Origin of the sequence: Stratiformator vulcanicus (assembly GCF_007744515.1) — a bacterium.
Lineage (GTDB): Bacteria > Planctomycetota > Planctomycetia > Planctomycetales > Planctomycetaceae > Stratiformator > Stratiformator vulcanicus.
Genome location: NZ_CP036268.1, coordinates 1,450,772 through 1,476,961, shown reverse-complemented (window position 1 = coordinate 1,476,961; position 26,190 = coordinate 1,450,772). Strand labels below are relative to the sequence as shown.

The following is a 26,190-nucleotide window of genomic DNA, read 5'->3' as shown; positions in this document are numbered from 1 at the left end:
TCACCTTAATAACAGAATCGCAATGATATTAACCGAAATTCAAGTCGCTATGTTGTTCACCGCAGCGTCCGTAGCAATTTCTGCTGGCATGGCCATCGCCGAAGTCCCCGAAGACTGGCAGAAGCATGACGCGGGCGGAAAGTTTTCGTTTCACGCGCCTCCCGACCTCAAAGAGCAGCCGGTACAGGGGATCGACTCGTTCGTCGGTCGTTACAACGGCAAGGAGATGACCCTTTCCTTTGACTACGGCTGGTATTCGAATGCGCTCGACGGCGAGGGGTACGAGGGAAAATGGACGAAGATCGACGGCCGACGGGCGTGGATCGCGGCAAAGGGTGAGACGATCGGCGTCCACTTTCCCAAGGTCGAAGGCATGATCCGCCTGACGATGTTCGTTCAACGAACCGGGGCCGATGCCGATACGGTGAAGACCATCTTCAAGTCGATCCGTTTTGGTGAGCAAGCGGACGCGGAATGAGGCTACGCTCGTCCCGCCCGATCGAACCAGCGATCGCCGCAATCCACCTCTCGTGTGCCATCACGTGAACTGGTGCCATCACATGAACACGGCGTCGGTCAGAATACCGACAGTTCACCCAAGACGGGTAGAATCCTCACCACAATTCGCTCCGAATCGCGCTGATTGACGCGTTTTGCTCCCACATGCGCGCATACCGAACCATTTCTGGTAATTCAGCCGCAGGTCGCGTCCCGCCAGGCTGTTATGATGCGATCGAAAACCGAAGTGCAGATTCTGTCGAACATTTCAGTTACCATCGTGATAGAGCCGGGGCATGTCTGATCTCATCAGTAGTAGTGACAACGAAATCATGTCGATCGAAACGACCGATCGTGAGAACGGCGAACAGATTCCGACGCAGGTGGCGTCGAATCCTTCTCAGATCAGCAAGGAAGTCGCTGATCGAATCGCCGAATTGATCACAGAGCGCGCTGCCGAGGGCAAACAAGCTGTGCTCGGCCTTGCGACCGGATCAACGCCGGTCGGCGTCTACTCAGAACTCGTGCGGCTCCATCGCGATGAGGGCCTTTCGTTTCAAAACGTTGTCACGTTTAACCTCGACGAATACTTCCCGATGCTGCCGGACGAACTGCAAAGTTACGTGCGGTTCATGCGCGAGCATCTGTTCGATCACATTGATATCGATCCGGCCAACGTCCATATCCCGGACGGAACGCTGGCTGTCGAGCAGGTTCCCGACTATTGCCGCCAGTATGAGCTAAAGATCGAAGAGGCGGGCGGGATCGATATTCAGTTGCTCGGCATCGGTCGCACAGGGCATATCGGCTTCAACGAACCCGGGTCGGGTCGATCAACTCTCACCCGGCTGATCACGCTCGATCGCGTCACGCGGGTCGATGCGGCGAGCGACTTCTTCGGGGCCGAACACGTGCCCCGCCGCGCGATTACGATGGGCGTCGGCACCGTGCTCGGAGCGCGGGAAGTCATCATGATCGCGTTCGGCGAGGGGAAGTCGCAGATCGTCGCGAAGGCGATCGAGGGGCCGATTACACCGGCCATCCCCGCGACGTTCCTGCAGGAGCACCCGAACGCGAGAGTCTATCTGGACGAAGCCGCCGCCGCCGCACTGACGCGAAGTCGCTCGCCATGGCTGACAGGGGCGGTCGAGTGGGAGCCGTCGATCGTTCGCAAAGCAGTCATCTGGCTGGCCGGCGAGGTCGAGAAAGCGATCCTGAAATTAACGGATGAGGACTATAACGAACACGGCTTACAGAGTCTGCTGGCCGAGCACGGCCCGGCTTACGACATCAACCTTCGGGTCTTCCGAAGCCTGCAGGAGACGATCTCCGGCTGGCCGGGTGGCAAACGCCCCGATGCGCGGCAGCCGGGAGACCGGCGACGACGTTTTGAAGACATCTATCCGAAACGGGCCTTAATTTTCTCACCCCATCCGGATGACGACGTCATTTCAATGGGTGGCACCTTAATTCGCCTGGCCGATCAGGGACACGAAGTTCACGTCGCTTATCAAACCTCGGGTAATATCGCCGTCTTCGATGACGACGTGATCCGCTTCGCCGACTTCGTCGGTGACCTGTGCCGCACATTCGAAGTCGATGCCCATCGGGTCGCGGCTTTAGAGTCGCACGTCGAAGAATTTCTTCGCAATAAGCAGCCGGGCCAAGTCGATAGTGCTGAGATTCAAAAGGTCAAAGGGCTGATCCGTCGCTCCGAAGCGAAAGCCGCCACACGATACTGCGGCGTTCCGGAGGAACGGCTGCACTTCTTGGACCTTCCCTTTTATGAAACCGGGCGAGTGAAAAAGAAGCCGCTCGGTCCCGAAGACCTCTCCATCACCGTCGACCTGTTACGCGGCATCGAGCCGCATCAAATCTATGCGGCCGGGGACCTGTCCGATCCGCATGGCACGCACCGCACCTGTCTGGCGGCGGTCCTGCGGGCTTGCGAAGAAGTCAAAGGCGACGAGTGGTTTCAGCAGTGCGAAGTGTGGCTGTACCGCGGAGCCTGGCAGGAATGGGCACCCCATGAAATCGAAATGGCCGTTCCCTTGAGCCCGGACGAAGTGGAACGAAAACGAGTCGCGATCTTTAAGCATGAGTCGCAAAAAGATAAGGCCCTGTTTCCCGGACCGGACCGCAGAGAATTCTGGCAGCGGGCCGAACAACGAAATGCCGAGACAGCCCAAACCTTCGACCGACTCGGGTTGGCTGAATTTGAAGCCATTGAAGGCTTCGTTCGCTGGAAAGGCGATGTCATCTAGCGATGCATTTATCTTTTTCAATTATTTTTCGCCGGCGAATCAATCGTATTGATCTCTAAAGTGGCAAAACGGATTGGTCTTTCGACCGGAACTCTCAGGTGAGATGACGACAGATGGCGGACGGGAACTTTCGAGTCTTATGCGTCGGCGCCGGGCACATGGGGCGATCGCATGCCTTGGCGTATCACGCGCTTGATAATTGTCAGATCGTCGGGCTGTGCACACGCTCGGCCGAATCGCGAGAGGGATTACTCTCTGAGCTCAACGAATCGATCCCGGGCTTCGATTCCTTCAAAGAGGCGCTCGCTACGACGAACCCGGATATTGTGTCGATCTCCAGCTACACCGAAACCCATTTCGACTACGCGAAAGCGGCGTTGGAGGCCGGTTGTCACGTCTTCGTCGAGAAGCCGCTGGCCGAGTCGGTCGAGCAAGCTGTCGCGTTGGTCGATCTCGCTCAGGACCGCGGCCTTAAGATGGTCGTCGGATATATCCTCCGGCACAATCCGGCATGGCGGCAATTTATTGAAGTCGCAAAAACGCTCGGCAAGCCGCTCGTAATGCGGATGAACTTGAACCAGCAATCGAGCGGCTCGAACTGGGAAACGCACAAGAATTTAATGTCGTCCGTCTCGCCGATCGTCGATTGCGGCGTGCATTACGTCGACGTGATGTGCCAGATGACCGGCGCGAAACCGGTGCGGGTCTCAGGCATTGGAGCCCGCCTGACTGAGGAGTTGCCGGCAGGAAAAATCAACTACGGCCACTTGCAGGTCACCTTCGATGATGGCTCCGTCGGCTGGTACGAAGCGGGCTGGGGGCCGATGATGAGTGAAACAGCCTTTTTCGTTAAAGACGTGGTCGGACCGCGCGGCTCTGTCTCGATTAACGCAACGAAGGCGGCTGATGTCGGAAGTAGTGCCGATGTCGACTCCCACACGCAGACCGAGGCATTGCTGATCCACCAAGCGGACTTAAGAGACGATGGTAGTTTTGCATCACCGGATGAAATTTTGCAGATTGAAGACGAACCGGATCACGATGAACTTTGCCGCCGCGAACAGCAGTTTCTCGTGGATGCGATCCAGAACAATGTCGACCTTTCGGATCACCTCGCCGACGCGGTCAATTCCATGCGGATCGTCGAAGCAGCCGATCGCTCATTTCGCGAAGGGCGAACAGTTGATTTACAGTCATAATGTCGAGCCGCACAGAGTTGCCGGACAAAGATGAAAGCACTTGTTAAAAAACATGCCGAGCCGGGGCTTTGGCTCGAAGACGTCCCCGAACCGAAAATCGGTATTAACGACGTCCTGATTAAGGTCGATCGCACCGGTGTATGCGGGACTGATCTTCATATTTACAATTGGGACGATTGGGCAAAAAAAACGATTCCGGTCCCAATGGTCGTGGGTCACGAATTCGTCGGCGATGTCGTCGAAGTTGGTTCGAACGTGAATGACTTTCACCCCGGGGAAGTCGTCAGCGGTGAGGGCCACGTCGTCTGCGGGCGCTGCCGCAACTGCCTTGCCGGGCGACGTCATCTTTGCGCTCATACTGAGGGAGTCGGAGTCAACCGGCCGGGGGCGTTCGCGGAGTACGTCTCGCTACCTATGTCAAATGTCTGGCATCATGCGGACGATATCGACCGCGATGTTGCGTCAATCTTCGATCCGTTCGGGAATGCGGTCCACACGGCGCTATCGTTTCCGGTGCTGGGCGAAGACGTCTTAATTACGGGTGCCGGACCGATCGGCTGCATGGCGGCCGCAGTCGTGCGATACGCCGGGGCGCGGTACGTGGTCGTCACCGATGTGAATGATTGGCGGCTCGAGTTGGCCCAACGAATGGGGGCCACGCGAACGATTAATGTGAAGCAGGAACGAATTGCCGATATCCAAACCGAACTGGGCATGAAAGAGGGGTTCGACGTCGGACTGGAGATGTCAGGCAATCCGTCCGCCTTCCGGGAAATGCTGGCGAACACCTGTCACGGCGGCAAAATCGCGATGCTCGGTATTCCCTCTGAAGAAATCGCGATCGACTGGAATGAAGTCGTGTTTAACATGCTCACGATTAAGGGTATTTACGGCCGAGAAATGTACGAGACGTGGTACGCCATGACCGTAATGCTTCAGGGCGGGCTCAATATTTCCCCGGTCATCACCCACCGACTCGACTACACCGAATACGAGCAGGCGTTCAAACTAATGAATTCCGGGCAAAGCGGTAAGGTCATCTTAAAATGGTAGTAGCGCGCAAAAGTGCCCTGCCTGATGAAACAACTCAAAGCCACGAATGATTTCATCTTAATAGCAAAGAGAATACCGCGCGCACAGATTTCTCACTTACGGAGTCAATACGCACGATCCGTCGGGAGTCCCAATATTCACATAACTTCTGGCGAAGATCGCCGCCCCGCGAACACCGGCGGCGTTGCCTAACGCAGAGAATTCAACTTCTGTCGATTCGGCAATTTGGTCGAGCGAAAACTGACGAAGCGTTTGCCGAATATCGTTCAGAAAACTGCGGCCCAGTTCCGTCTTCGTCCCGCCGAAATTCATTCCCCCGCCGAGCACGACATGATCGGGGTCAATAACATGACAGATCTGGGAGATGCCGACGCCGAGATAGAATGCCGTTTGTTTGATAATCAATTGACTAAGCGGATCGCCCGCCTCCGCTTCTTCCGCAATGACTTTCGGCGTGAGTGGCTCCAGCAATGTTCTGGCGTGAAGAGTTGATGCTTCGCCGGCGGCGAGTTGATCATCGGTACGTTTCACGACTCCGCGGGCCCCCGCGTAGGCTTCAAGATGCCCAACCCGACCGCAGCCGCAGGAGCGAGCACCCACCGAATGATCAATCACCATGTGACCGACCTCCGCGCCGCAGCCGTGACTGCCAGTCACGGGACGGCCATCAATGACGATGCCTCCACCGATTCCGGTGCCGAGCGTTAATAAGACAAGCGAGTTGGTTTCTTTAAGTTCACGGTGTTGAAATTCAGCCAAAGCAGCAGCGCTTGCATCGTTAACAAGGACGACCGTTGAACCGATCACGTGAGACAGGTCCGCGTAAAGGTTGCGGTTCTCCCACTGCGGCAGATTGGCAGCCTGCTTAACAAGTCCAGTTTGCTTGTCGAACACCCCCGGCGCAGCAACTCCCACAGCCAGCGGTCGATTCGGCGAAGCACCGTCGTAACACATGAATTGCTGAACGCGATCAGCGAGAATATCGCACGCTGTGCCCGGGTGGCGGATCGAGTCCGTCTCGATGGTTTCTTCCGCGATCAAATTAAGATCGCCGCAGAATAGTCCCAGCTTCGTGACCGTTCCGCCAATGTCGATTCCCAAATACACGCCGATCACATCCTCTCTATAGTTGCCGGAACACTTTAATCGTACCCGGTGAACAGAACAAATCTCAACACCGATTCGCTGATGTTAATACACGATGTGCGCCAGCGAGGACGGAAGCGTTGCTGATGCCGGGTGCATATCTGCGGAATTCTCTGAAAACTGAATAGTCTGATCAATCTTCTTTGCCGATCGGTTGTTCTTCAGATGGAATGGCCAGGGTACGACATTGCGCGAACTTGCACTGTGATTGCAGAACTGTGTCTCACTCTTATTGTTTTGCAAGTAAATAGTATCCCACCAGTACCATGTGTGCGGAGTTTCGATAGACTTGATGGGTCTCAAGAATTGGCTCGGCTGCCATGCGCCGCACCGAGTTTACGATCGCGTCGTCATGGCCCGATGGGGCAGCCTGTGATGGTGAAACCGACATTTGAAAAACTCATTCCGACGATCGGGTCGTCGTTTCGCTGTTTCGATCGCACCGGCCTGAATTTGCCGTCGCGGTGGCATCGCCATCCGGAAATTGAACTGACCTACGTCGACCGCGGCACCGGAACGAGGTTGGTCGGCGATAACATCGACAGCTACCGCGACCATGACCTCGTGCTGATCGGTTCCGATCTGCCTCACACATGGCAGAGCGACCAATATCTCGGTCGCAAATACGATCGGCACTCGGCAATCGTCATTCAATTTCACCCCGACTTTCTCGGCGAACAATTCTTCGAACTGCCCGAGTTCGAAGCCATTTCAATGATGCTTACGTCAGCGCGACGTGGGTTGTGGTTTCCTGCCGAAGTCGGGGAACAGATTGGCGCCGTGATGACAAGAATGACAATCGAACCACCGGTTCTAAGACTCATTCATCTCTTGGAAGTGCTTTCAGAACTTTCAAGTTGCCCGTCGGCCGAACCGCTCTCTTCGCAAGGGTTCGCGCCGAGTCTGACCTCCGCCTCTGAAACGCGAACCGAGAAGGTCTGTCATTATATCTCTCAGCATTTCCGCAATCCCAACCTATCGCACGAAGAGCTGGCAAGTCACGCCTGCATGAATCCTTCGGCGTTTAGCCGCTTCTTTAAACAGTCGACCGGAAAGACACTGACCGAATATTTAAATGAATTAAGAATCGGCCTCGCGTGTCGCTTGCTGATGGACTCGGACATGAGCATTCTCGACGTCAGCCTCGAGGCGGGTTTCGCCAACGTCTCATATTTTAATCGTCGATTCCGAGAATCGAGAGGGATGACGCCCCGCGAGTACCGTCGCCGATATACCGAAGCGACAGAGACCTCCAATACTTAAGAGGCATGCAGGCAGAATTTATTCGAACACCTTTCTTGAAGGCCGTCGTTCATGGAGTCGGAACTTAATGCCAAGAATGATGAATCGATCCCGGAGCCGACCGATGCGGGACACATTGACGGGAGCGACTTGATTCGGGTCGGACTGGTTGGTTGCGGAGGACGTGGCAGTGGCGCAGCACTGCAGGCGCTTAATACCGAGGGCCCGGTTCAACTGGTTGCGATGGCGGACCTGTTTGAGGATCGTTTGAACTCAGCGGTAAAGCACCTCGGGGCGAGGATGGCTACCCGTCCGGAGCGGTTCGACGTGCCGCCGGAACGACAGTTTTCGGGCTTCGACGGAATCGACCGCGTTCTCGAATGCGACGTCGACGTCGTGCTGCTGACGACCCCGCCAGGTTTCCGTCCCGAGCACTTCGAGAAAGCCGTCGCCGCGAAGAAACATATCTTTATGGAGAAACCGGTCGCAACCGACATCTTCGGAATTAAGCGGGTTATGACCGCCGCGCAGAAAGCCAAGAAGCATCAACTAAGAATCGGCGTCGGCTTTCAGCAACGACATCACCCGTCTTATATCGAAGCGGCAAAGAGGCTTCGCGACGGCGTTATCGGTCGACCGCTTTTCTGGAAAGCCTATTACAATTCGTTCGGCGTCTGGGAACCCCGCCGCACCCGTCAACAATGCAGAAACGAACTCGAGTACCAGCAGCGCAATTGGTATTACTACACTTGGCTCTCCGGGGATCATTTGGTCGAGCAGCACATCCATCAAATTGATGCGGTCTGCTGGTTTCAAGGGGCCTACCCCGAACGGGCACGTGGTATGGGCGGTCGACAGGTTCGGACGGCACCGAGGTACGGCCAGATTTACGATCACTTCAACATCGACTATGAATTCGCCGACGGCACGCACTATATCTCCCAATGTCGGCACAATCCGTCGACCTGGACGAAAGTGGGAACCGCTTGCCAAGGAACTAACGGCTCGTTTGAAACTGTGCGCTACAGAGAATGCCGTTTCTTCACTAACGGAAAAAAGTCGCGAGTAAAGAGCGTTGCGAACGCGTATCAATTGGAGCATGACGCGCTCTTCGCAGCGATTCGTGACAATCGATTGCATCATGAGATTGAATACGGCGCCCAAAGCACGCTGACGGCGATTCTCGGGCGAATGGCGGCGTACACAGGTCGCGAACTGTCTATCCGAGATGTCCTTGCCTCTGAGGAGCAACTTGTGCCGAATACGGTCGATTGGTCGACCGATCCTCCGATCGCCCCCGACGAACAGGGACGCTACCCCGTCCCGATGCCCGGGATTTACCACATCTAAATGCGGCGGCTTTGATATATGTGGTCTTAATACCAGCCAGAGGCGCGAGCGGCTGGTCGATCAACCAGTGATTGTCCCGACGGCTTGCGCCTCGGGCTTGTCTATTAAATGCTTCGCAACCACTTCTAATCGGCTTGTTTTTTGACGAGTTTCAGATACCGCATATCCATCACACTGGTGTTGGCCACCTGCTCGGCTTGCAGCGTGAGCTTGGTCTCACCGCGACTGAGTTTGAGTTCGCCCATGCGAAGCGGCCGAAAGTCTTTGTGGTAGGTATTTTTGCGAGGGAACCGATCTTCTTTGTGACCAATTAAGGCCGGATCAAAAGCCTCGGTCACCTCGGCCGATGTGCGAGATTTTCCATCAGTCAGCGTGACGACCGAGCCGAGTTGGGACTCCGGGCACGTGTAAAAGAGAGTGGCTTCGTAGGTTCCGGAATTAATCACATCGACGTTCCATACGATGCGGTCCTTCGGAGAGGTCCAATCAGTCATGTAAGACGAGTTCGGCCAGCGGTTGCTTCTGCGGACATGGCCGTGCGGGGTCGCATCGCGGGCGGGCAGCCAGGTGGTGTCGCGATAGCCGACAGTAAAGGGCCGGGGCGTTCGATCAATTTCTGTGAGCACTTCCGTCCGCCATTTTTCTGCGGCGACTTTCAAGCGTGTTGCTTGCTCCGGCTCTTGATCAGCGATGTTATTGCGTTGTCCGAAATCGTTACGCATGTCGAACAATCGTCCGCGATCGTCGAGCCGATAATGCTGACTCCGCACACTGACTTTTCCCGCCCAGTGCGAGTAGACGAGACGCTCCGGCCAATCGGGTTGATCGGATCGCAAGAGGGGAGCAAGGCTAACCCCATCGAGCGGCTTTTCTGCTAAGATTTCAACTCCGGCGAGATCAGCCAACGTGGGGAACAAGTCAATGGCTGAGGCGATTTCATTAATGCTTCTGCCCGCGGGCAGCCGGTCATCCCATCGGATAAAGAGTGGGACCCGAACGCCTCCTTCATCGGTCGACGCTTTCCTCCCTTTCATGCCGCCGTTCCAACGGTAGGAGTTCGGGCCATTGTCCGAAAGGTAGACGACGATCGTGTTGCCACTGAGGTCGAGTTGCTCGAGCGTTTTAAGGACGCGTCCGACATTAAAATCGATGTTTTCACACATCGCGAGCGCTGCCTTCGTGAAAAGGTCTTTCTCTTTCTGCGGATCGCGATGCCGCATCGTGAGTTTTTTATCCTTAAAACGGTCGAAGTATTCGTCCGGCACCTGCATCGGGGCGTGCGGCGTGCAGTAGGGGAGATAGCAAACGAAGGGGCGGTCGCGGTTGTCTTCAATAAATTTAATCGCTTCGGACGTAAAGTCGTCGGTCACGTACCCATCACCCCGCACCATTTTGCCGTTCCGCTCAAGAGGCGGGCTGAAATAGTGTCCCCAATGTCCCGAGCAAAAGCCGTAGAACTCGTTGAAGCCGCGGTCATTCGGATGATAGGGCGGTTGAGATCCGTTGTGCCATTTGCCGAACGCTCCGGAGCGATAGCCTGCCGCTTGAAAGGACTCGCCGAGCGTGTGCTCGTCAAGGTCGAGTCTCTCGGCACCTTCGGACGTATCGTAGACGTTGCCGCGCGGATGATAACGGCCGGTCAGCAGTTCGGCCCGCGTCGGTGAGCAGACCGGGCAGACGTAGAAGTACTCGAGACTGACGCCGTCGCGCTTGAGAGAATCAATATGGGGCGTTTTCAGATTCTGATTACCGCTCGCGCTGAGATCCCCCCAACCCTGGTCGTCGGTCATGATCAGGACGACGTTTGGCCGGTCGTCCGCGGGCGGTTCCGCCGCCGCGACGAAGCTGCAGATCAGGCAAGAAACCGCGACGGCGGCAATTAAAGGTTTATTCATTGGTAACCAAGGCTACGATCAATATTAATTAAAATTCTGAATTTAATTCTTTGTCCCGGGTGTCTTCGTTTCGCGGTAGAGTTCCTTGCCATGTTCGTCGAGGAAGACGAAGTGAAGTTTGGCCGGAGTGTCTTCTTCGGCCGGTTCGACGCGGACGTTGAGGAAGCCGCCTGAGGCCGGGGTCTGATAGTAGGGCTGTTCGATGAGTCCCTCGGGGTCGGTCGACTTCGGGTCGCCGGGTTTACGTCCGAGCCGCGCATTCGCGTCGACCAGTGCGCCGCAGGAAAACTCCTCGACGCCACTAGGATGGACCGAGTGATACTGCCAGTGGCGGTCGCCGCAGACAATATAGAAATTGCGGTCGAGCAGCCCTTCCTTCATTAGCCAGCCGAAGAACTGATCGCGTTCATGGCGAAAGCCGCCTGGATTGGTGTGATTGTCGGTCTTGTAAGCGTCATCCGGCCCAATCATCGGCGTCGGCGAGATTAAAATCTTAAACGTGGCGTCGCTCTCGGCGAGGGTCTTCTTCAACCACTCTTGTTGCTCTTGGCCCCAGATTGTTTTCTCCGGGCCGTCGGGCATCTTGTTGGGGGAACGGTAGAAACGGTTCTCCGTCAGCCAAATTTGCAGGTCTTTCCCGACGCGATGCGTGCGGTAGGTCTTCGCATCGGGGTCGTCATCGGGCACGATCGGCAGTTGCTCCAGCAGCACTTCTTTCCCGAGTTCCGGTGACGGCTCCTTACTGCCGGTGTTATCACTGTCATTATAGCGATAGTCGTGGTCATCAACTTCCCAATAGGTGGGGACGCTCGCGAAGAGTCCCCGATACCGCGGCTGTGCGAACTGCTGATGCCACTTGGCCCGCATCTCTTCTTTAGTTTTTGCGCGCGGCTTTGTCGGCGTGTCGTAGTACACATTATCGCCTGTGCCGACGAAGAAGTCGGGTTTTAAGTTCTTAATGGTTTCAAGGGCCGGGTAGCCTTTGCGTTTGTCCGATCCGGTATATGGTCCGCCGAGTTGTCCGGCGTTGAGTTTTTTCTGCTCGGCGATATTGAGTGTTGGATCGCCGTGGAACTTGGCGTAGTTCATGCCGGTGACGACAACGAAGCTGGACGCTGCCTTCTCTGTCGACTCAGGCAATGTCTTAAATCGAGATGAAGCGGACCCGGGTGTATTGTGCAGATCGGGCATGAGAAGAGTCTTGACCGTTCCAGCGCACGAGAACGCGACCACATATTGCGTACTCGGGCGAAGGCCACGGAAGATGTGCTTCGTTATTGAGCCGTCGTCTGCTTTCGTGACCTTTAGGACGCCAGACTCGGCGGTTTTCTTGAGGTCAAATTGTCCACGGCGTTCATACAATGTGAATCGGCCGGCCCCATCTGTTAATGAACCCCGCCCAATAAATCGCCCTGCAGTCAGTTGGGCCTGAACAATGGCCGAATTTGAAGTCACCTCGCCGACCATGACCCCGTAAGCCGGATTGACCCACGGAGGTTCGGCCGCGTGAACAAGCGAAGTGGAAAAACAAAATGCTGTAAGGGCGAGGTATCTGGCAATCAATCTGTGCATTGGTAACGTCCTGTTTCCTTGCGGATTGACACATATCAAAGTCTGCTGAGCCTAGCCGGGGCGTTCGACTTCTCGCAACCGGTCGCTATTTCGGAGATCAGCAATGCCGAGCACCCAAAGTTCCTCACAAACCTGTGTCCTCGCCCTCGATCAGGGCACGACTTCCAGCCGGGCGATTTTATTCGGGCGCGATGGTCGAGCCGTGGCGTCGAGTCAGCAGGAGTTCGAACAGCTTTACCCGCAGCCGGGGCATGTCGAGCACGATCCGGAGGCCATCTGGGATTCGCAGATCACCACGGCTAAAGCGGCGTTGTCGAAAGCCGATGCGGAAAATCGTCCCGTTGCGGCGCTCGGGATCACCAATCAGCGCGAAACAACCGTCCTGTGGGACCGCGCAACCGGGAAAGCGGTGGCGAATGCCATCGTCTGGCAGAGTCGAATCACCACCGAATTCTGCAAGAAGCTGCGCGAGGACGGACACGAAGCGACGTTCACCCGGAAGACCGGGTTGCTGCTCGATCCGTATTTCTCCGGGACGAAGATCGCCTATCTGCTCGACACGATCGACGGATTGCGCGCTCGCGCGGAACGCGGCGAGATTCTGTTCGGCACGGTTGATTCGTTTCTGCTGTGGCGGCTGACCGGCGGGAAGGTCCACGCGACCGACGTCAGCAACGCCAGTCGGACGCTGCTGTTCAATCTGGAGACGCTCGACTGGGACGACGAACTGCTCGGTATCCTCAACGTCCCGCGGGCAATGCTGCCGGAGATCGTGCCCTCGAGCGGAATCGTGGGTGAAACCGATCCGACGGTGCTGGGCGTGAAATTGCCGATTGCGGGCATCGCCGGAGACCAGCAGGCCGCCACGTTCGGGCAAGCGTGCTTCCAACCCGGCACCGCCAAGAACACCTACGGCACCGGATGTTTTTTGCTCATGAATACCGGCACGAAACCGGTGGTCTCCGAGCAAAAGCTGCTGACGACGGTCGGTTGGAAGATCGGCGAGGAGGTCACCTACTGCCTCGAAGGGTCGGTCCTTGTCGCCGGAGCCGTCGTGCAATGGCTGCGCGATCAGATGGGTTTCATCGAGCATTCCAGTGAAATCGAACAGCTCGCCGATCAGGTCACCGATAGCGATGGCGTCTATTTTGTGCCCGCGTTCGTTGGTCTGGGGGCTCCCTATTGGAACCCCGGAGGACGGGGCACGATCGTCGGGCTGACCCGCGGCACGACGAAGGCGCATCTGGCCCGTGCGGCTCTCGAATCAATGGCCTTTCAGACCCGCGACGTGCTCGATGCCATGACCGCCGACTCAGGCGTGACACTTAAGGAATTGCGGGTCGACGGCGGAGCCTCGGCGAATGATCTGCTGATGCAATTTCAATCCGACCTGCTCGGCGTGCCGGTGCATCGACCGGTCGTGCGAGAGACAACCGCCCTCGGTGCAGCGTACCTCGCAGGACTGGCAACCGGTGTCTGGGACGACCTGAGCGAGATCGAAGCGAACTGGGCGCTCGATCGCGAGTTTCGCCCAACGCAGCCTCGGTCCGACTCCGACGGGCGATACGAGCGCTGGCGAGAAGCGGTCAGGCGGGCGCTCGACTGGGACGAATGACGTTCGGCTTGCCGGACAATCAACGACCCGCAGAGAGTCGATCAGAAGGCGGGTCGGCTATTGTCGTAGAGTTCTTCGATCTCAGCGGCTTCAAGTGCTCGTCCGTAGACGAGGAATTCGTCAATCGTGCCTTCGAAGGATTCCCTGCTACTGACCGGTTGACCCTCGTCATCGACCATGCCGCCGAGCTTCAGCGCGTTGTTTCCAGGAATGGACAACGCACCGCTGCGTTCCGCTTCGAGCCGCCCATTGATGTAGAGCTTCGTCGTTCCGAGTTTCGGGTTGTCGGGAAACGGTTCGACGACCGCGACGGCATGCATCCAACTCCCGATGGCAGCTCCCGACATCGAACCGGTTTGCCAATGGGGATGATGATTCCATTCGTTCTGCGCCTGCGCGAAGCTGATCAGCCCACTTTCCCGCTGAGTGGAATGACCGTGATGACCGCTGATGCGGAACGCCCAACTCGCTTTAGCGGATAGTGGAAGTTCTCGGTCCTCGCCCTCCGGTCGCTCATGCACATTGGCAATTCGGTTTGTGGCAATCAGGGAGCCGTGAACCTCCTGCCGGTCAGACGTACGGAACCAGACGGCTAACGTCCGAGGCTCTTCAAGCGTCAACGCTTTCGAGAACTCTTCGTCAAACAGCACCACGTCGGCATGGTCGACCCCGCGAAATGACAGGCCTGTCGTTTCCGCGAAACGACCGGTCACGGGCCGCGCTCCGAAGATTTTGGCGGGCGGGGCATTGTTCGTCGACTGGTCGGAGACCCAATCGTCTCCGAATCGCACGTCCCCGAATGTCATATAGAGCAACACGTCCGAATCGCGACGAATGCGGCGGCTCTGGGCCAGCCAGCGATAGTAGGGCCGGTCATCTCCTTCGGCCATCGCGACCACCGCGGCCGGGGGGAGAAAATCGGAGACGTCAAAATCCGTCTCGGTCCAGGCCGTGCCGGACGTCGCTGTGGCCGCATCCCCGGCCTGCAGACGCTGGAAATCTGCATCACCGTTTGTCTCCATTTCCCCGACTTTCACAGCTCCGCTAACGACCTGCGTGGTCACATGATCGGTCGCGGCTTCGACCGTGAATTCGGTGCCGAGGTCGATAATGGTTCCACCGCGAGTTGCGACGGTGAAGCCCGGTCGCCCGACGATCGAATAGAGACCCTGATCGACGGAAAAATGTGAGTTATCGGCAATAATGAATGATGCCGGCCCCTCGACGACGACGGTCGATCCGCTCGAAAACTCCAAGCAGACCATGCCTTGATCGAGCCGATATCCCCCGGTCGCGACCGGACCTTCGGGCGAAATCGGTTGGACCGCCGCCCCCTCGAACACAGGCAGTAGCTTGGCCCCGCCGAACTGAGCCGCCAACCTCGCTTCCGGCGTGGCGGGCAGTGAGATGACGACGAGAACGACCAGCGCGATTGATGCCAGTAGACCCGCTGAAATCGCGGCCGTGATTTCGATGCGGCGACGCGTCTGGTAGCGACGGATCGGACCGATCGTTCGAATCGCTCGCGAAGGCGGCGCCTCATCGGCCGAACCGTGGGGGACGCCGTCCCACTCGAGCGACCAGACCATCTGCATATACTCGGCGTAGTCGCGCCGTGCTTCAGGATCGGTCTCAAGTAGCTCATAAAGATCGCGTACGACTTCGTCGGGCACGTGCTGTGCTTCGGTGAGTCGAATCAGTCGCATCAGCCGCTTCCGCGATGGGGACGGAGCGGAGCGAGAGTCGGACTTCATATTGCTCCTTTTCCGCCGGCAACCACTCGGGAAATACAGCCGTATAAAACTTCATGGACCCGCGCGATCGATCGGTACACCGTCGCAACCGACTTATTCAATCTCGTCGCAATCTCTTCAACCGGCAGTTCCTCAGAATGCCGCCAACGCATCAGTTCCTGATCAGCCGCGTTCAATCGCTGGAGACACTCATTGAGCGCATCGCGCTGCCGCTCGAGATAGCGACCGGCCCGGTCACTCTCGTCCACCAGCAATTTGAGTAACGATTCGCTCGGCACGATACGGCGTTTCTTGCGTCGAATGGTCTCGAGCACTTTCAGGCGAGCAATGCTCATCACCCATGCCTGAAAATTGGTCCCCGATTCAAACTCGTCGAACCGTTCCCACGCAACCGTACCGGTCTCCTGCAGTACGTCGTCGGCATCGACATGACTGCGCATGGCAATAAACGCGAACTTGTGAACCTGTCGGGCGTGGGCCGTCCAGAGCTTCACAAACTCGCCGGTTCGTGCCTTGAGAGGCTCGTGCCGATCGGCTGAATGAGCCAAAGCAGAGACTTGAAACGGAAGAAAGAACAGGCGCTTACTTTAGTATGACGGGACGCCCGCAAATTTCTCAATTATCTTCGGTCTCTTCGGGATCGCACTTCAAGAAGAGCCAAAACCCCGTTTCAGCGGTCCGCGAACCACTGATCGGGGCTTCGGAGCGGAAGCGTCTTCCTCGCCACAAATGCCGTCTCAAGCGGCTGACTGGTCGCCCGCAAGTGACTTCAGGTCCCGAAGTTGTTTGACGAAGTCGTCATTGAACCGATCCGCGACCGGATTTCGGGACGTCGTGATTGTTGAGCTTGCGGGCGCGTGATCGGCAGGCTCCCGCTCGTCGGCTTCGATCGCGAGATCTTCACTGAGCAGGTCGGTCTTGAGAATTTCCATCATCCAACGAATCAAAGCCATGGTATATGTCCTAGGTGGGAGAGGACCGGAAGGCGCGCGAATTTTGACAATCATTCGGTTAGTGTCCAGAGCAAAGTCCACCTTCTGACAAATGTTTCACAAACCTTCACGAACATTGGCCGCTCAGCCGCCAATTCCCGCCTTAAGTGCCCGTAACGCAATACGATACGTTGATGAGAGTGCCGCATTTGCAGGGATTCGCCGCATCAAATAATGCCTCTGTGCCGTTCTGAAAAACCTGTTTTGCGGCAGCATTCGGGAACCGATCACACGCTCGTGACTCCGCGACTTTCGGACAACTTTCGGCGGCCGCTATGATGGATCAACGATCCTCAACGCGTTTGCCCGAAAGTAGCTGCTGATGACTGCACTGACTCTCCCCGTCAGACGACGGTATCTCGTGCAGTTCAATCCGAAACGGGTGCCGCACATGTTCACCGACGTGCTGATTCTCGGGGGCGGTATCGCGGGGATGCGGGCCGCCCTGTCGATCGACACGAAGCTGGAAACGGTGGTCGTCACAAAAGATGCTGTGACCGAGTCGAACAGCAGCTATGCCCAGGGGGGCATTGCCGGCGTGCTCGACCCGCTCGACGAGATCGCCAATCACGCCGCCGATACGATCGCCGCCGGCAAAGGCATGTGCGACCCCGACGTGGTCGAATCGGTCGTGGCGGAAGCCGCCGAACGGATCCGCGAGCTGATTTCCTACGGGGCACACTTCGACGAAATCAATGGGGAGCTGGCGCTGACGCGCGAAGGGGGCCACAGCCACCGCCGGATCGCCCACGCGTTAGGCGACGCGACCGGTTGGGAAGTCATGCGGGCCGTTCGAGACGCGGTGATCCAGCGAGAAACGATCCAGACATGGGAGCAGACGTTTCTGCTCGACCTGCTCTCCTGGGACGGGCGTTGCTGCGGCGCTCTGGTTTGGAATCCGCAACACGGCAAGACGTTCGTGTGGGCGAAATCGACGATCCTGTGTACCGGCGGTGCCGGTCGGCTCTATCGTGAGTCGACCAATCCCGACATCGCAACCGCCGACGGTCATGCCGCCGCGTTTCGCGCCGGGGCCGAAGTGCGGGACATGGAGCTGATGCAGTTTCACCCGACTGTGCTCTACATCGCCGGCAGCTCACGGCATCTGATCTCCGAAGCGGTCCGGGGTGAAGGGGCCTTTCTGCGGAACGTTCGCGGCGAACGATTTATGCCCGAATATTCTCCGCAGCTGGAGTTGGCCCCGCGGGATGAAGTCAGCCGGGCGATCACGTCCGAGATGGCGCGGACGAATCACCCCTGCGTCTACCTCGATTTGACCCACCTCGATCGGGATTTGATTGCCGAGCGGTTTCCGAACATCGGCAAGGTCTGCCGCGAATTCGGCCTCGATATCGCCTCCGATTTGATTCCGGTCCGTCCCGGAGCGCACTACATGATCGGCGGTGTCACGGTCGATGAACTCGGAGCGTCCTCCCTGCCCGGTTTGTGGGCCGCCGGTGAAGTGGCTTCCACCGGGCTTCACGGAGCCAATCGCCTCGCGTCGAACAGTCTGTTGGAAGGACTCGTCTATGGTCGACGATGCGGAGCTGCGGCATCGGAGCATGCCCTCGCCACGCCGGACCGCTTCTCAATGCCCCCGCTCGTCGCGGAGTGGCCGGCGTCAGACGATCAAGACGATGAGGACATCGATCTCGACGACGTGCGGAACAGTCTGATGAGTTTGATGTGGCGTCACGTCGGCATTTCGCGGAATGCCGAAGGTCTGGAGGATGCCCGGGTTCAGGTCGACTTTTGGGATCGATACATCTCGAGCCGCGAGTTCCAAAAGCCGCGCGGTTGGGAACTTCAGAACATGCTATTGGTCGCCCGACTGATGATCGCTTCGGCGATGGCGCGCCAGGAGTCACGTGGCGTTCATTTCCGCAGCGATTTCCCCGAGCCTCGCGAAGACCAACTCGACCATGTGTCCTTGCTGGCTGCTACCTGAATCGTTCATGCTGCAACGCTCCGGTTCCAACGCAGCGCGTCTCCCACCCTCTGAACAACAAAGCGGCGGCAATCATGAGTGAGACTTCTGCTGAAACGCCGGGGGACGCCGATTCGCCACTGCCCGGGATCACGCAATTCGATCTGACGGATCGCGTCGCGATCATCACCGGCGGATCGAAAGGACTCGGCCGCGCCATGGCAGCCGGACTGGCCTCCGCCGGGGCTGATGTCGTACTGGTGAGCCGCCATGAAGACGAAGCTGTGGAGGCTGCCGAAGCGATCGCCCGAGACTTCGGTCGAAAGGCGATCGGCTTGAAAGCGGACGTCACTCATGAGCAGGCTGTCCAGAGCATGGTGGAACGAGTTCACACCGAATTCGGACGCATCGACATCCTGATCAATAGCGCCGGAATCAATATCCGCGGGCCGATCGATGAGTTGTCTTTCGAGCAGTTTCGTAACGTCCAGCGGGTCAACGTCGACGGCACCTGGCTGTGCAGCAGAGCCGTTGTGCCTCACATGAAGCACGCGCGATCAGGACGAATCATCAATCTCGCCAGCACGCTCGGCCTGGTCGGGCTTGAAGACCGAACCCCTTACGCGACCAGCAAGGGCGCCGTCGTGCAGATGACGCGGGCCCTCGGTCTCGAATTGGCACCGCATGGGATCGCGGTCAACGCGATCTGTCCGGGGCCGTTTCTGACCGAAATGAATATTCCGGTCAAAGACGATCCGCAGATCGTTCAAGACGTCGTCGGGGCGACCGCGTGCAAACGCTGGGGCGAACTCCCGGAAATTCAGGGGGCGGCCATCTTCCTCGCCAGCGATGCGGCCTCGTACATGGCCGGCTCGATGGTCGCCGTCGACGGCGGTTGGACCGCAAAGTAAGACGCGTAATGACAAGCCCGCTGCATGAGCACGGGACTCGATTGCCATCGAACGATTTCGCTTCCGCCCCTCAATTTTGGTAACAAGGCAGTTCACAAGGACTAGGAGTCCGGGAGGGTGGCTGTAGACGGCGTCTTTACGACGCCCACAGGGAACGTGTCTCCGGCGACGCCTTCGTCAAGCAATCCGAAATTGAGAGCAAGCGTTCCGGGGGCGGCGAAAGCGCCGTCCCCGGCCACCCAGAAAATGGCACAACTTTCTCGGGAAACGGACCCGCGACCGGAATTTCGGTCAAATTTTGGGCGGCCTTGCGTATTGTAACTTAGGAGAGGGTCTTGACCGAACTGCCCTCAGCATTCCTCGCGACTCAAACTCGTCCGGTGCAATGTCGAACCTGACCAGAACTTTGCGAATCGCCGCAGTCAGCACTGCGTGTTGCGGTTTCGGCGTGATGGCGTCAGCACAAGCGATTTCGGTTCAGCAACCGACGTTCGGTATCGCCTCCGTCAACACAACGGTCTCGGTTCCCGATCGGGGCGAGGCCTATCTCGGCGGACTGAAGTCGGCCCGCGATTCGACCGGCAGTTCGCTGCCGAACGGGTTCGGCAGCCGCATTTCTCGAACGCGATCGTCAACGGCGATCACGGTTCGGCCTTTCATCCACGACCTGCATGAAATGGACCGGATGATTCTCGAGGATGCCCGCCACGGGACCAATCACATGTCGGCCTATACGAAGTCGGCCTACGATGACCCGACTTCCTACGCGATGAGCCGACGGTTTCGCTCTGGCGGAGTCATCGCGGAAGGCCGTGAGCGTGAGGCCGCAGATATCAAACTCGCCGACCGGTCGAGGGCTCGCCGCGACAGCGGTTCGAAGCGTGATGCGGCCCGCTTCATCGCACTGGGCCGCAAGGCTGCGGAGAACGGGCGAGTCGAACTGGCTCGCCTGCACTATCGGACGGCTGAGGAACTGGGTGCCCCCGAAGCCAGGCAGATGCTCGCAGAACTGACCGCTCCGTCGGTTGCCTCCCACGACTAATCGCGATTCCCCTGCCGCTCAAGCCGCGTTGCGGAGCGAGCCTTCGGAGTTTCGATCGGCGGCAGTCGACAGTCGGCAATTCAGTCGTTCACGACGGAACCGTTCGCCCCGGGCGTCATAAAACAAGATCACATTGTGATCGGTTGCCCAAACCGCTCCGAGCCGCAACTCGCGGGGGCCCTTGAGCGAAAATTGCAGCCCGCATGATCGGCCTTTGCGCATCATCGGGATCGAAGACGTTGTGAATTGATCGGGCAGCAGGTTCTCATGGGCACACAGCACGCCGTGAACGTATTCGTGCAATTGTTCGACGGTCTTTACCGAGGCGGCTTCGAGCGACATACGTCGATTTCTCGCTTGGGGGAGCGGTCAAACCCGATGCGAGACTGATTCGTTCGGATCGGGTCGGCAGACGGGCCTCCCAATGAATCGTCGTATCTGACGGCCAAGTTTGCTCCGCGGTCTCCGCGCCGAGCGATCATTGCGGTGCGACTTTCGGGCATAGTCGTTTCGACCGGAACAATTGGCGTAACGTCCAATTCCTGATTCCGACAAAGCCCTGATCTCAGCGAGAATTCTCGCGGCACGACTCGAACGCCCTGATTTCGTGACTGCGACCAAATAATCGAGCATCGCCGTTCCGAAATGGCGGTCGCCGACTTAAGCGATAGAATCAAATGGCCCTGCAGAGTCATTTGGCAAAGAGTGACATCGCGCCATGTCCGAAAACGAACCGAACGACCGCCGACTCTACGTCTCGCGCAGCGGCGACTGGAAGGCTCACATCAAGGCCGATTTCACCAAGCAGCACTGCTACTCGAAGAATCCCGGCGAAGACTTCTACCATCTGATCGTGGGGGGCGAGATATACGTCGACGACGGGGCACATAAATTGTGCCTGAACTGTGCGCTGCGGACCGGCGTCATCACGCTCGACCGCCTGCACTGGCAGAAGTCGGACACGTAGGTCGAGTACTCCGTCGGGAACTCTGAGGTCTATCGCTCAAACCATCGAATAGATTGGCGCGGTCTGCTCCCGCGTTTCGTCGATCGCATCGGTATCGTGCGAGGCCGAGTCGGAGGCTGGCTGGCGTTTGAGCGTCGACCACCACTGTGCGGCTTCGAGCGGCCCCCAGGATCCGAAGCACTCACAGCTTCGGATCGCTTCGGCCATCTCGGCCGCTGAGGCGAACCGACTCTTGGGGTTCTTGGCGAGGGCCCGCATCACCACTGCAGACAGGTCGTCCGGCACATCTGCGAAATGAGACATTGGTTCGGGAATCGTATTCAAATGAGCCGAGACCGCCTTCAACGCGTTTCGCTCATCGAACACAGGCCGACCCGTGAGCGCGTAATACGCGGTCGCCCCGAGGGAATAGATATCGGCGGTCGGACCGTTCGACTCATTCGTCAAGCTTTCCGGAGCACCGTACAGCGGCGAACCGATGACGACGCCTTCGGCGGTGTGTTCGATATCGCCCGGCTGGGGCCGAGTCTGTTTGACGAGCCCGAAATCGAGCAGCTTGGCCACATCGTAATTGCCACCACGTTCGGCCGCGAAAATATTGCCCGGTTTCATATCGCGATGCACCAAGCCCTTCGAATGGGCCTCATTGAGGGCATCACAGACCTGAGCCAGCAGATAGGCGACTCGCCCCGGCGGCAAAGGCCCGAATTCGGCAACGAGATCTTGCAGGCTCATCCCCGGCAGAAATTCCATGGCGTAATAGAACGTGCCGTCGTCGGTCACCCCGTAATCGTAGATTTCGATCGTATTCGGGTGTGTCAGGCCGGCCGCGGCGCGGACTTCACTCTCAAAACGGTCGCGGGCCCGCTTCTCTTGAGCAAACTCGTGGCGGATCAACTTCACAGCACACGGCCGTTTGAGCAACTGGTGCTCGGCGAGATAGACCTCACCCATGCCGCCCGCTCCGAGCCGTCGGCCCAGCGTAAACGATCCGATGCTCGCTGCATCAAACGCCTCACGCCGAAATTTCCCCATGCGATAGGTGCAGTAGAGTGAGACCGCCGCGACGATCACCATCGTTATTGCCATGGCTGAAAACGCGCCACGCTCGTACAGCACGGTCCGCAGCACTTCCTGATCGACCCGGCTGCTGGTAATCAATGCCGCCACCAAGGGAGCAACCGCCATCACGGAGATCACCCCGATCGCCCGGCGGGTCCCGCTCGGCACGAATGCCGCGTAAATCTGGATCAGGATGATCCAGGGCAGCACAGTCTGCCCGGGGAATGCGGAGGCGTAATCATCGGCCATCGTCAGGTCGCACTCGCAGACCATCGACGCCTGCTCGTACGCGAAGAACAGTCCGGGAAGACCGAAGACGAGAAACTCCGAGCCGAACAATCCGAACCGCGGAAGGTGAAGCGGCGACCACAGCACCCCGGCGACGATCCACAGGCTGATCGTGACTCCGACGAATGACATCCACACGTTGAGATCGTGTGTGAGCCGGAAGTGCGGGTGATCGCCGAGAATCAGCGCTCTCACCAGAAACGCGGTGAACGCGATCGCAAGGAAGATCGCCGCCAGTCTGAGCCTCTTCCGCAGCAGGAGTGTCTGCTCGGAAAGAAACCTCGCCGACCCGCCCTGCTGAATTCCCTTGTGCGGGCAGAAAAATCGCTGCAACGAGCCGCTGCAGTCGGCCGCTCTTGTATCAGCCTTCGAAGATTGGTCTCCCGAGTCGACAATAATCGTCGGGGAATCTTCGATGCGTTGCATTGCTGATCGACTCGTAAAAACGCTGAAACCGTCCGGGTCGCCCGGGGGCACATTCTACCAAATGATCGGTTGAATCTCTCAATCTCGATCTAATCAATTATCCCGCAAGTCCGCCGGAATTTCTGTGAGTATACGCACGCCGCCGGCCGGAACGAAAAAAACTTTTTCGCCAATCAGAACTTGCGTTCACTGCACATAAAAACATATAACGGGCTTTCAGATCAAAACGTCACTCTTCGGGAGCGCAAGGATGCTGGTCCTCAATCGTAAGTCGGGCGAACAGATTGTCATCGGGCATGGAATCACGGTTTCCGTCGTCCGCACGTCGGGCGGGCGGGTCACCTTAGCGATCGATGCGCCCGAAGACATTCCGATCCGTCGGGGCGAACTGATCGCATCGGGCGAGCCCTTCTCTCATCCGAGTTTCCGATCAACCGCAGCGGCGACCTGATGACCCCGTCGCATTGTATCGTCGAACGCCTCGGGCGTCAGCGACTGCGGACCGTCGCTGACGGCGTGAGTCGGGTCAGGATGGACTTCGATAAGCAATCCGTCGCACCCGCCGGCGATAGCCGCCAGGCACATCGGCGGCACGAGCGAAGCGACACCCGTTCCATGCGACGGATCGATCACGACCGGCAGGTGCGTTCGTTCTTGCAGATAGGGGACCGTCGCCAGAGGCAGCGTGAACCGCGTGTGCGATTCGAAAGTGCGGATGCCGCGTTCGCACAAGATGACCTGCTGGTTGCCTCCGTTGAGAATGTATTCGGCCGCCAACAGGAATTCGTCCATCGTCGCCGATGCCCCCCGTTTCAAAACCACCGGCGTATCGACGCCGCCGACGGCTTCGAGCAGGGTGTAATTCTGCATGTTCCGCGCACCGATCTGCAGAACGTCGGCGTAGCGGCAGACGAGGTCAACATCATGAGGAGCCATCACTTCGGTGACGGTCGCCAATCCCGTTTCCTGACCGGCGGCCTGGAGCAGTTTCAGCCCCTCCTCTTTCATTCCCTGGAAGGAATAGGGACTGGTGCGCGGCTTGAAGGCCCCGCCTCGTAACCCCGTCGCCCCCGACTCTTTGACGCGCTGGGCCGATTCGAAGATTTGCGACTCGCTCTCGATCGAGCACGGCCCGGCGATCACTCCGATATGACCACCGCCGATCTTCAGACTTTTGACCGTGACGGTGCTCGGCTCCGGTTTGGTTTCACGACTGGCAATCTTGTATGGGGCCAGAATCGGCATTGCCTGCTCCACCTGCGGATGCGCCTCGAGTTCTTGCCGGAGCGTTTCGCTCTCCTTGCCGACGGCCGCCAGCACGGTGCGATCGGTTCCGACGATGACATGCGCTTTCATTCCCATTTCCTCAATGCGGCCGGAGACGTCTTTGACCGCCTCCTCACTCGTGCCTCGCTTCATGACGACGATCATTACTCACTCCTGTCGGCCGTCGTGTGGCTCGGCCGGGTTTCACCAACGGGATTGACTAAATTGTTCCGAACATCGGCTTGTGCAAATCGCCCAACGAAAAAGGCCCCGGAATCGCGTGATTCCGGGGCCTTGCTTTCGCACAGTGGTAGGAAGTCGTTACGCGTCTCCCCGGCCCGGAACCGTTCCGGTGGTAAACCAAAAATACCAAGCACCCGCGACGACGATCTGTCGATTTCGAGAGTGCATGACGTGAGGTCCGATGGGCCGTGAAAAATATTCCCGTAACGATCCTATTATTACCGGCGTACCGGCCTCAGAGTCAACTGCCCGAAGCGAAAGGTGGTCGGTCAGCCCTTAAACTGAAATCTGCGAAATGTGGATGGCCGGGAACGTCGCACTCAACGGACTGCCGACCGAACCGAGCCCGACCGTCAGCGGAGACTTGAGGCCAGATCGGCGAGTTCGGCCGCTACCGCGGACGCTTCGGCCGGTCGGTCCACACGTTTGCGCTTTAGCATTGCGGCGACGAGCCGTTCCAACGCGGGCGGCACGTCCTGCCGCAGCGAACGCAATGGCGGAGCTGATTCGTGGCACTTGCGGGTCAACGTCTCCGGCACGGTCGAACCGAACGGCGGCGAACCGGTCAACATTTCAAACAGAGTCGAACCCAGCGAGTAGATGTCGGCTCGACCATCGACGACGACCGGTCCCGAAATCTGTTCCGGCGAGACATGGGGCGGAGACCCGAGCGACTGCCGCGGCCGAATCAAGCCGTCTTCATCGTCGGAATCGCCCGGGCATCGGGCGAGACCGAAGTCGATCAACTTGGCCCGCGGGAATCCCTTGCCGTCCAACGAGGCGACGATGTTCGCCGGTTTGACGTCGCGATGAACCACGCCCGCGCGGTGTGTCGCGGCAAGTGCTGAGGACACCTGACGACCGATTTCGCAAATGCCGGCCATCCCGATCGGCGGCAGTCGATCCAAGGACAATCCGGGGACCAGTTCGGTCACCAGATAGGGGATACGAGAGATTTCGCCGAAGTCGACGGTCCGCACGATGTGTCGGTGAGACAGCATCGCGGTAATGAAGGCTTCCCGTCTAAGGCGGCGATCGATCGGGCCGTCCGCCAATGAGGCGGAGAGGATTTTCACGCATACGGCGCGGTCGTTCGAGACCAAACGGGCGGCGTAGACCGAACCACACGATCCGCGCCCGATCCGATGGCTGATGTTGACGCCCGGGACAATCGGCAACCGCGCCGGACTGTCGACGGTTTCGACGTCGCTACGACCGCAGACCGTGTCTTTCTGCTTCGCCGCGGCATCGGTTGCAGCTTGCGCGCCGCAGTGCGAGGTCACCGAGGAGGCAACCGATGGCTGAATCTGAATCGTCTGCGTCAGATCGGTTGAGTCGCCGTCCACGCGCGCGTTTCCCCTTTCGAAGCTGCCAAGGCTTCGCGGCCGATCGGAAACTTTCTGGAATTTAGCCATGCGAGGTAGGTCCGCGTAGGTCGCGGACAGAAACAATTCTTGTGGACTTCTATTGCGGACTTC

22 protein-coding genes are annotated in these 26,190 nt (G+C 58.2%); 12 read left to right on the top strand and 10 right to left on the bottom strand.

All coding sequences use genetic code 11. The annotated features are described in order from the left end of the window. Positions 1–88 precede the first annotated feature (88 nt). The 4 genes from Pan189_RS05555 to tdh all read left to right on the top strand — a co-directional run bounded on the left by Pan189_RS05555 (position 89) and on the right by tdh (position 5,014). The gene (locus Pan189_RS05555; RefSeq protein ID WP_310821131.1) at positions 89–478 is read left to right on the top strand and encodes a hypothetical protein; all 390 of its coding nucleotides are present in this window, start codon (positions 89–91) and stop codon (positions 476–478) included. Positions 479–830: 352 nt separating this feature from the next. Then, positions 831–2,762 carry a glucosamine-6-phosphate deaminase gene (gene nagB, locus Pan189_RS05550; protein ID WP_375154903.1) on the top strand — a complete coding sequence of 644 codons (1,932 nt, stop codon included), beginning with the start codon at positions 831–833 and terminating at the stop codon, positions 2,760–2,762. A gap of 113 nt (positions 2,763–2,875) precedes the next feature. After that, positions 2,876–3,961, top strand: a complete 1,086-nt coding sequence (locus Pan189_RS05545; protein ID WP_145362960.1) for a Gfo/Idh/MocA family protein — start codon at positions 2,876–2,878, stop codon at positions 3,959–3,961. Between the two features lie 30 nt (positions 3,962–3,991). Further along, positions 3,992–5,014, top strand: coding sequence for an L-threonine 3-dehydrogenase (gene tdh / locus Pan189_RS05540; RefSeq protein WP_145362959.1), 1,023 nt, complete (start codon positions 3,992–3,994; stop codon positions 5,012–5,014). Between the two features lie 96 nt (positions 5,015–5,110). Here tdh and Pan189_RS05535 read toward each other — a convergent pair whose 3' ends face one another. Then, positions 5,111–6,121, bottom strand: coding sequence for an ROK family protein (locus Pan189_RS05535; protein WP_310821129.1), 1,011 nt, complete (start codon positions 6,119–6,121; stop codon positions 5,111–5,113). A 414-nt stretch (positions 6,122–6,535) separates the two neighbouring features. Between Pan189_RS05535 and Pan189_RS05530 the strand changes: the two genes are divergently transcribed. Further along, positions 6,536–7,423 (top strand): AraC family transcriptional regulator, encoded by an 888-nt coding sequence (locus tag Pan189_RS05530; protein ID WP_310821128.1) that lies wholly within the window; start codon positions 6,536–6,538, stop codon positions 7,421–7,423. Positions 7,424–7,474: 51 nt separating this feature from the next. Further along, positions 7,475–8,752 (top strand): Gfo/Idh/MocA family protein, encoded by a 1,278-nt coding sequence (locus tag Pan189_RS05525; RefSeq protein WP_145362956.1) that lies wholly within the window; start codon positions 7,475–7,477, stop codon positions 8,750–8,752. Positions 8,753–8,877: 125 nt separating this feature from the next. On the opposite strand, the gene Pan189_RS05520 is transcribed toward Pan189_RS05525, so the two are convergent. Beyond that, positions 8,878–10,647, bottom strand: a complete 1,770-nt coding sequence (locus Pan189_RS05520) for an arylsulfatase (protein ID WP_145362955.1) — start codon at positions 10,645–10,647, stop codon at positions 8,878–8,880. Positions 10,648–10,689: 42 nt separating this feature from the next. Further along, positions 10,690–11,838, bottom strand: a complete 1,149-nt coding sequence (locus Pan189_RS05515; protein ID WP_310821127.1) for an alkaline phosphatase D family protein — start codon at positions 11,836–11,838, stop codon at positions 10,690–10,692. A gap of 484 nt (positions 11,839–12,322) precedes the next feature. Here Pan189_RS05515 and glpK point away from each other — a divergent pair, with 484 nt between their 5' ends. Next, positions 12,323–13,834, top strand: a complete 1,512-nt coding sequence (gene glpK, locus Pan189_RS05510) for a glycerol kinase GlpK (protein ID WP_145362953.1) — start codon at positions 12,323–12,325, stop codon at positions 13,832–13,834. A gap of 41 nt (positions 13,835–13,875) precedes the next feature. On the opposite strand, the gene Pan189_RS05505 is transcribed toward glpK, so the two are convergent. The 3 genes from Pan189_RS05505 to Pan189_RS05495 form a co-directional block, all read right to left on the bottom strand. Next, the gene (locus Pan189_RS05505; protein ID WP_310821126.1) at positions 13,876–15,540 is read right to left on the bottom strand and encodes a LamG-like jellyroll fold domain-containing protein; all 1,665 of its coding nucleotides are present in this window, start codon (positions 15,538–15,540) and stop codon (positions 13,876–13,878) included. A gap of 44 nt (positions 15,541–15,584) precedes the next feature. Then, positions 15,585–16,136, bottom strand: coding sequence for a sigma-70 family RNA polymerase sigma factor (locus Pan189_RS05500; RefSeq protein ID WP_310821125.1), 552 nt, complete (start codon positions 16,134–16,136; stop codon positions 15,585–15,587). A gap of 189 nt (positions 16,137–16,325) precedes the next feature. Next, a complete protein-coding gene (locus tag Pan189_RS05495; protein WP_145362950.1) occupies positions 16,326–16,541 on the bottom strand; it encodes a hypothetical protein in 216 nt (71 codons plus the stop codon). Between the two features lie 361 nt (positions 16,542–16,902). On the opposite strand from Pan189_RS05495, the gene nadB reads away from it, so the two are divergent. The 3 genes from nadB to Pan189_RS05480 all read left to right on the top strand — a co-directional run bounded on the left by nadB (position 16,903) and on the right by Pan189_RS05480 (position 20,460). Then, positions 16,903–18,528 (top strand): L-aspartate oxidase, encoded by a 1,626-nt coding sequence (gene nadB / locus Pan189_RS05490; protein WP_310821124.1) that lies wholly within the window; start codon positions 16,903–16,905, stop codon positions 18,526–18,528. A 74-nt stretch (positions 18,529–18,602) separates the two neighbouring features. Beyond that, complete coding sequence (locus Pan189_RS05485; RefSeq protein WP_145362948.1) at positions 18,603–19,418, top strand: SDR family NAD(P)-dependent oxidoreductase; 816 nt, start codon at positions 18,603–18,605, stop codon at positions 19,416–19,418. Positions 19,419–19,869: 451 nt separating this feature from the next. Beyond that, entirely contained in the window at positions 19,870–20,460 is a 591-nt protein-coding gene (locus tag Pan189_RS05480; RefSeq protein WP_310821123.1) for a hypothetical protein, read from the top strand. A gap of 18 nt (positions 20,461–20,478) precedes the next feature. On the opposite strand, the gene Pan189_RS05475 is transcribed toward Pan189_RS05480, so the two are convergent. Further along, entirely contained in the window at positions 20,479–20,802 is a 324-nt protein-coding gene (locus Pan189_RS05475; RefSeq protein WP_145362946.1) for a hypothetical protein, read from the bottom strand. A 376-nt stretch (positions 20,803–21,178) separates the two neighbouring features. Between Pan189_RS05475 and Pan189_RS05470 the strand changes: the two genes are divergently transcribed. Then, positions 21,179–21,427: a hypothetical protein gene (locus tag Pan189_RS05470; protein WP_145362945.1), complete on the top strand. Its 249-nt coding sequence runs from the start codon at positions 21,179–21,181 to the stop codon at positions 21,425–21,427. A gap of 36 nt (positions 21,428–21,463) precedes the next feature. On the opposite strand, the gene Pan189_RS05465 is transcribed toward Pan189_RS05470, so the two are convergent. Next, positions 21,464–23,203 (bottom strand): serine/threonine-protein kinase, encoded by a 1,740-nt coding sequence (locus Pan189_RS05465; RefSeq protein WP_145362944.1) that lies wholly within the window; start codon positions 23,201–23,203, stop codon positions 21,464–21,466. Positions 23,204–23,453: 250 nt separating this feature from the next. Between Pan189_RS05465 and Pan189_RS05460 the strand changes: the two genes are divergently transcribed. Next, positions 23,454–23,654, top strand: coding sequence for a carbon storage regulator (locus tag Pan189_RS05460; RefSeq protein WP_145362943.1), 201 nt, complete (start codon positions 23,454–23,456; stop codon positions 23,652–23,654). Here the strand turns inward: Pan189_RS05460 and aroF are convergent. Both aroF and Pan189_RS05450 read right to left on the bottom strand, forming a co-directional pair. Beyond that, entirely contained in the window at positions 23,618–24,634 is a 1,017-nt protein-coding gene (gene aroF, locus Pan189_RS05455) for a 3-deoxy-7-phosphoheptulonate synthase (RefSeq protein ID WP_145362942.1), read from the bottom strand. The genes Pan189_RS05460 and aroF overlap by 37 nt on opposite strands. Positions 24,635–25,065: 431 nt before the next feature. Continuing rightward, positions 25,066–26,058, bottom strand: a complete 993-nt coding sequence (locus Pan189_RS05450) for a serine/threonine-protein kinase (protein WP_310821122.1) — start codon at positions 26,056–26,058, stop codon at positions 25,066–25,068. Between the last annotated feature and the right edge of the window lie 132 nt (positions 26,059–26,190).

Coding starts and splice junctions, on each gene's coding strand:
- Pan189_RS05555 (WP_310821131.1), top strand. CDS start 89: ATGGCCATCGCCGAAGTCCCCGAAGACTGGCAGAAGCATGACGCGGGC.
- nagB (WP_375154903.1), top strand. CDS start 831: ATGTCGATCGAAACGACCGATCGTGAGAACGGCGAACAGATTCCGACG.
- Pan189_RS05545 (WP_145362960.1), top strand. CDS start 2,876: ATGGCGGACGGGAACTTTCGAGTCTTATGCGTCGGCGCCGGGCACATG.
- tdh (WP_145362959.1), top strand. CDS start 3,992: ATGAAAGCACTTGTTAAAAAACATGCCGAGCCGGGGCTTTGGCTCGAA.
- Pan189_RS05530 (WP_310821128.1), top strand. CDS start 6,536: ATGGTGAAACCGACATTTGAAAAACTCATTCCGACGATCGGGTCGTCG.
- Pan189_RS05525 (WP_145362956.1), top strand. CDS start 7,475: ATGGAGTCGGAACTTAATGCCAAGAATGATGAATCGATCCCGGAGCCG.
- Pan189_RS05520 (WP_145362955.1), bottom strand. CDS start 10,647: ATGAATAAACCTTTAATTGCCGCCGTCGCGGTTTCTTGCCTGATCTGC.
- Pan189_RS05515 (WP_310821127.1), bottom strand. CDS start 11,838: ATGCCCGATCTGCACAATACACCCGGGTCCGCTTCATCTCGATTTAAG.
- glpK (WP_145362953.1), top strand. CDS start 12,323: ATGCCGAGCACCCAAAGTTCCTCACAAACCTGTGTCCTCGCCCTCGAT.
- Pan189_RS05505 (WP_310821126.1), bottom strand. CDS start 15,540: ATGCGACTGATTCGACTCACCGAAGCACAGCACGTGCCCGACGAAGTC.
- Pan189_RS05495 (WP_145362950.1), bottom strand. CDS start 16,541: ATGGCTTTGATTCGTTGGATGATGGAAATTCTCAAGACCGACCTGCTC.
- nadB (WP_310821124.1), top strand. CDS start 16,903: ATGACTGCACTGACTCTCCCCGTCAGACGACGGTATCTCGTGCAGTTC.
- Pan189_RS05485 (WP_145362948.1), top strand. CDS start 18,603: ATGAGTGAGACTTCTGCTGAAACGCCGGGGGACGCCGATTCGCCACTG.
- Pan189_RS05480 (WP_310821123.1), top strand. CDS start 19,870: ATGGCGTCAGCACAAGCGATTTCGGTTCAGCAACCGACGTTCGGTATC.
- Pan189_RS05475 (WP_145362946.1), bottom strand. CDS start 20,802: ATGTCGCTCGAAGCCGCCTCGGTAAAGACCGTCGAACAATTGCACGAA.
- Pan189_RS05470 (WP_145362945.1), top strand. CDS start 21,179: ATGTCCGAAAACGAACCGAACGACCGCCGACTCTACGTCTCGCGCAGC.
- Pan189_RS05465 (WP_145362944.1), bottom strand. CDS start 23,203: ATGCAACGCATCGAAGATTCCCCGACGATTATTGTCGACTCGGGAGAC.
- Pan189_RS05460 (WP_145362943.1), top strand. CDS start 23,454: ATGCTGGTCCTCAATCGTAAGTCGGGCGAACAGATTGTCATCGGGCAT.
- aroF (WP_145362942.1), bottom strand. CDS start 24,634: ATGATCGTCGTCATGAAGCGAGGCACGAGTGAGGAGGCGGTCAAAGAC.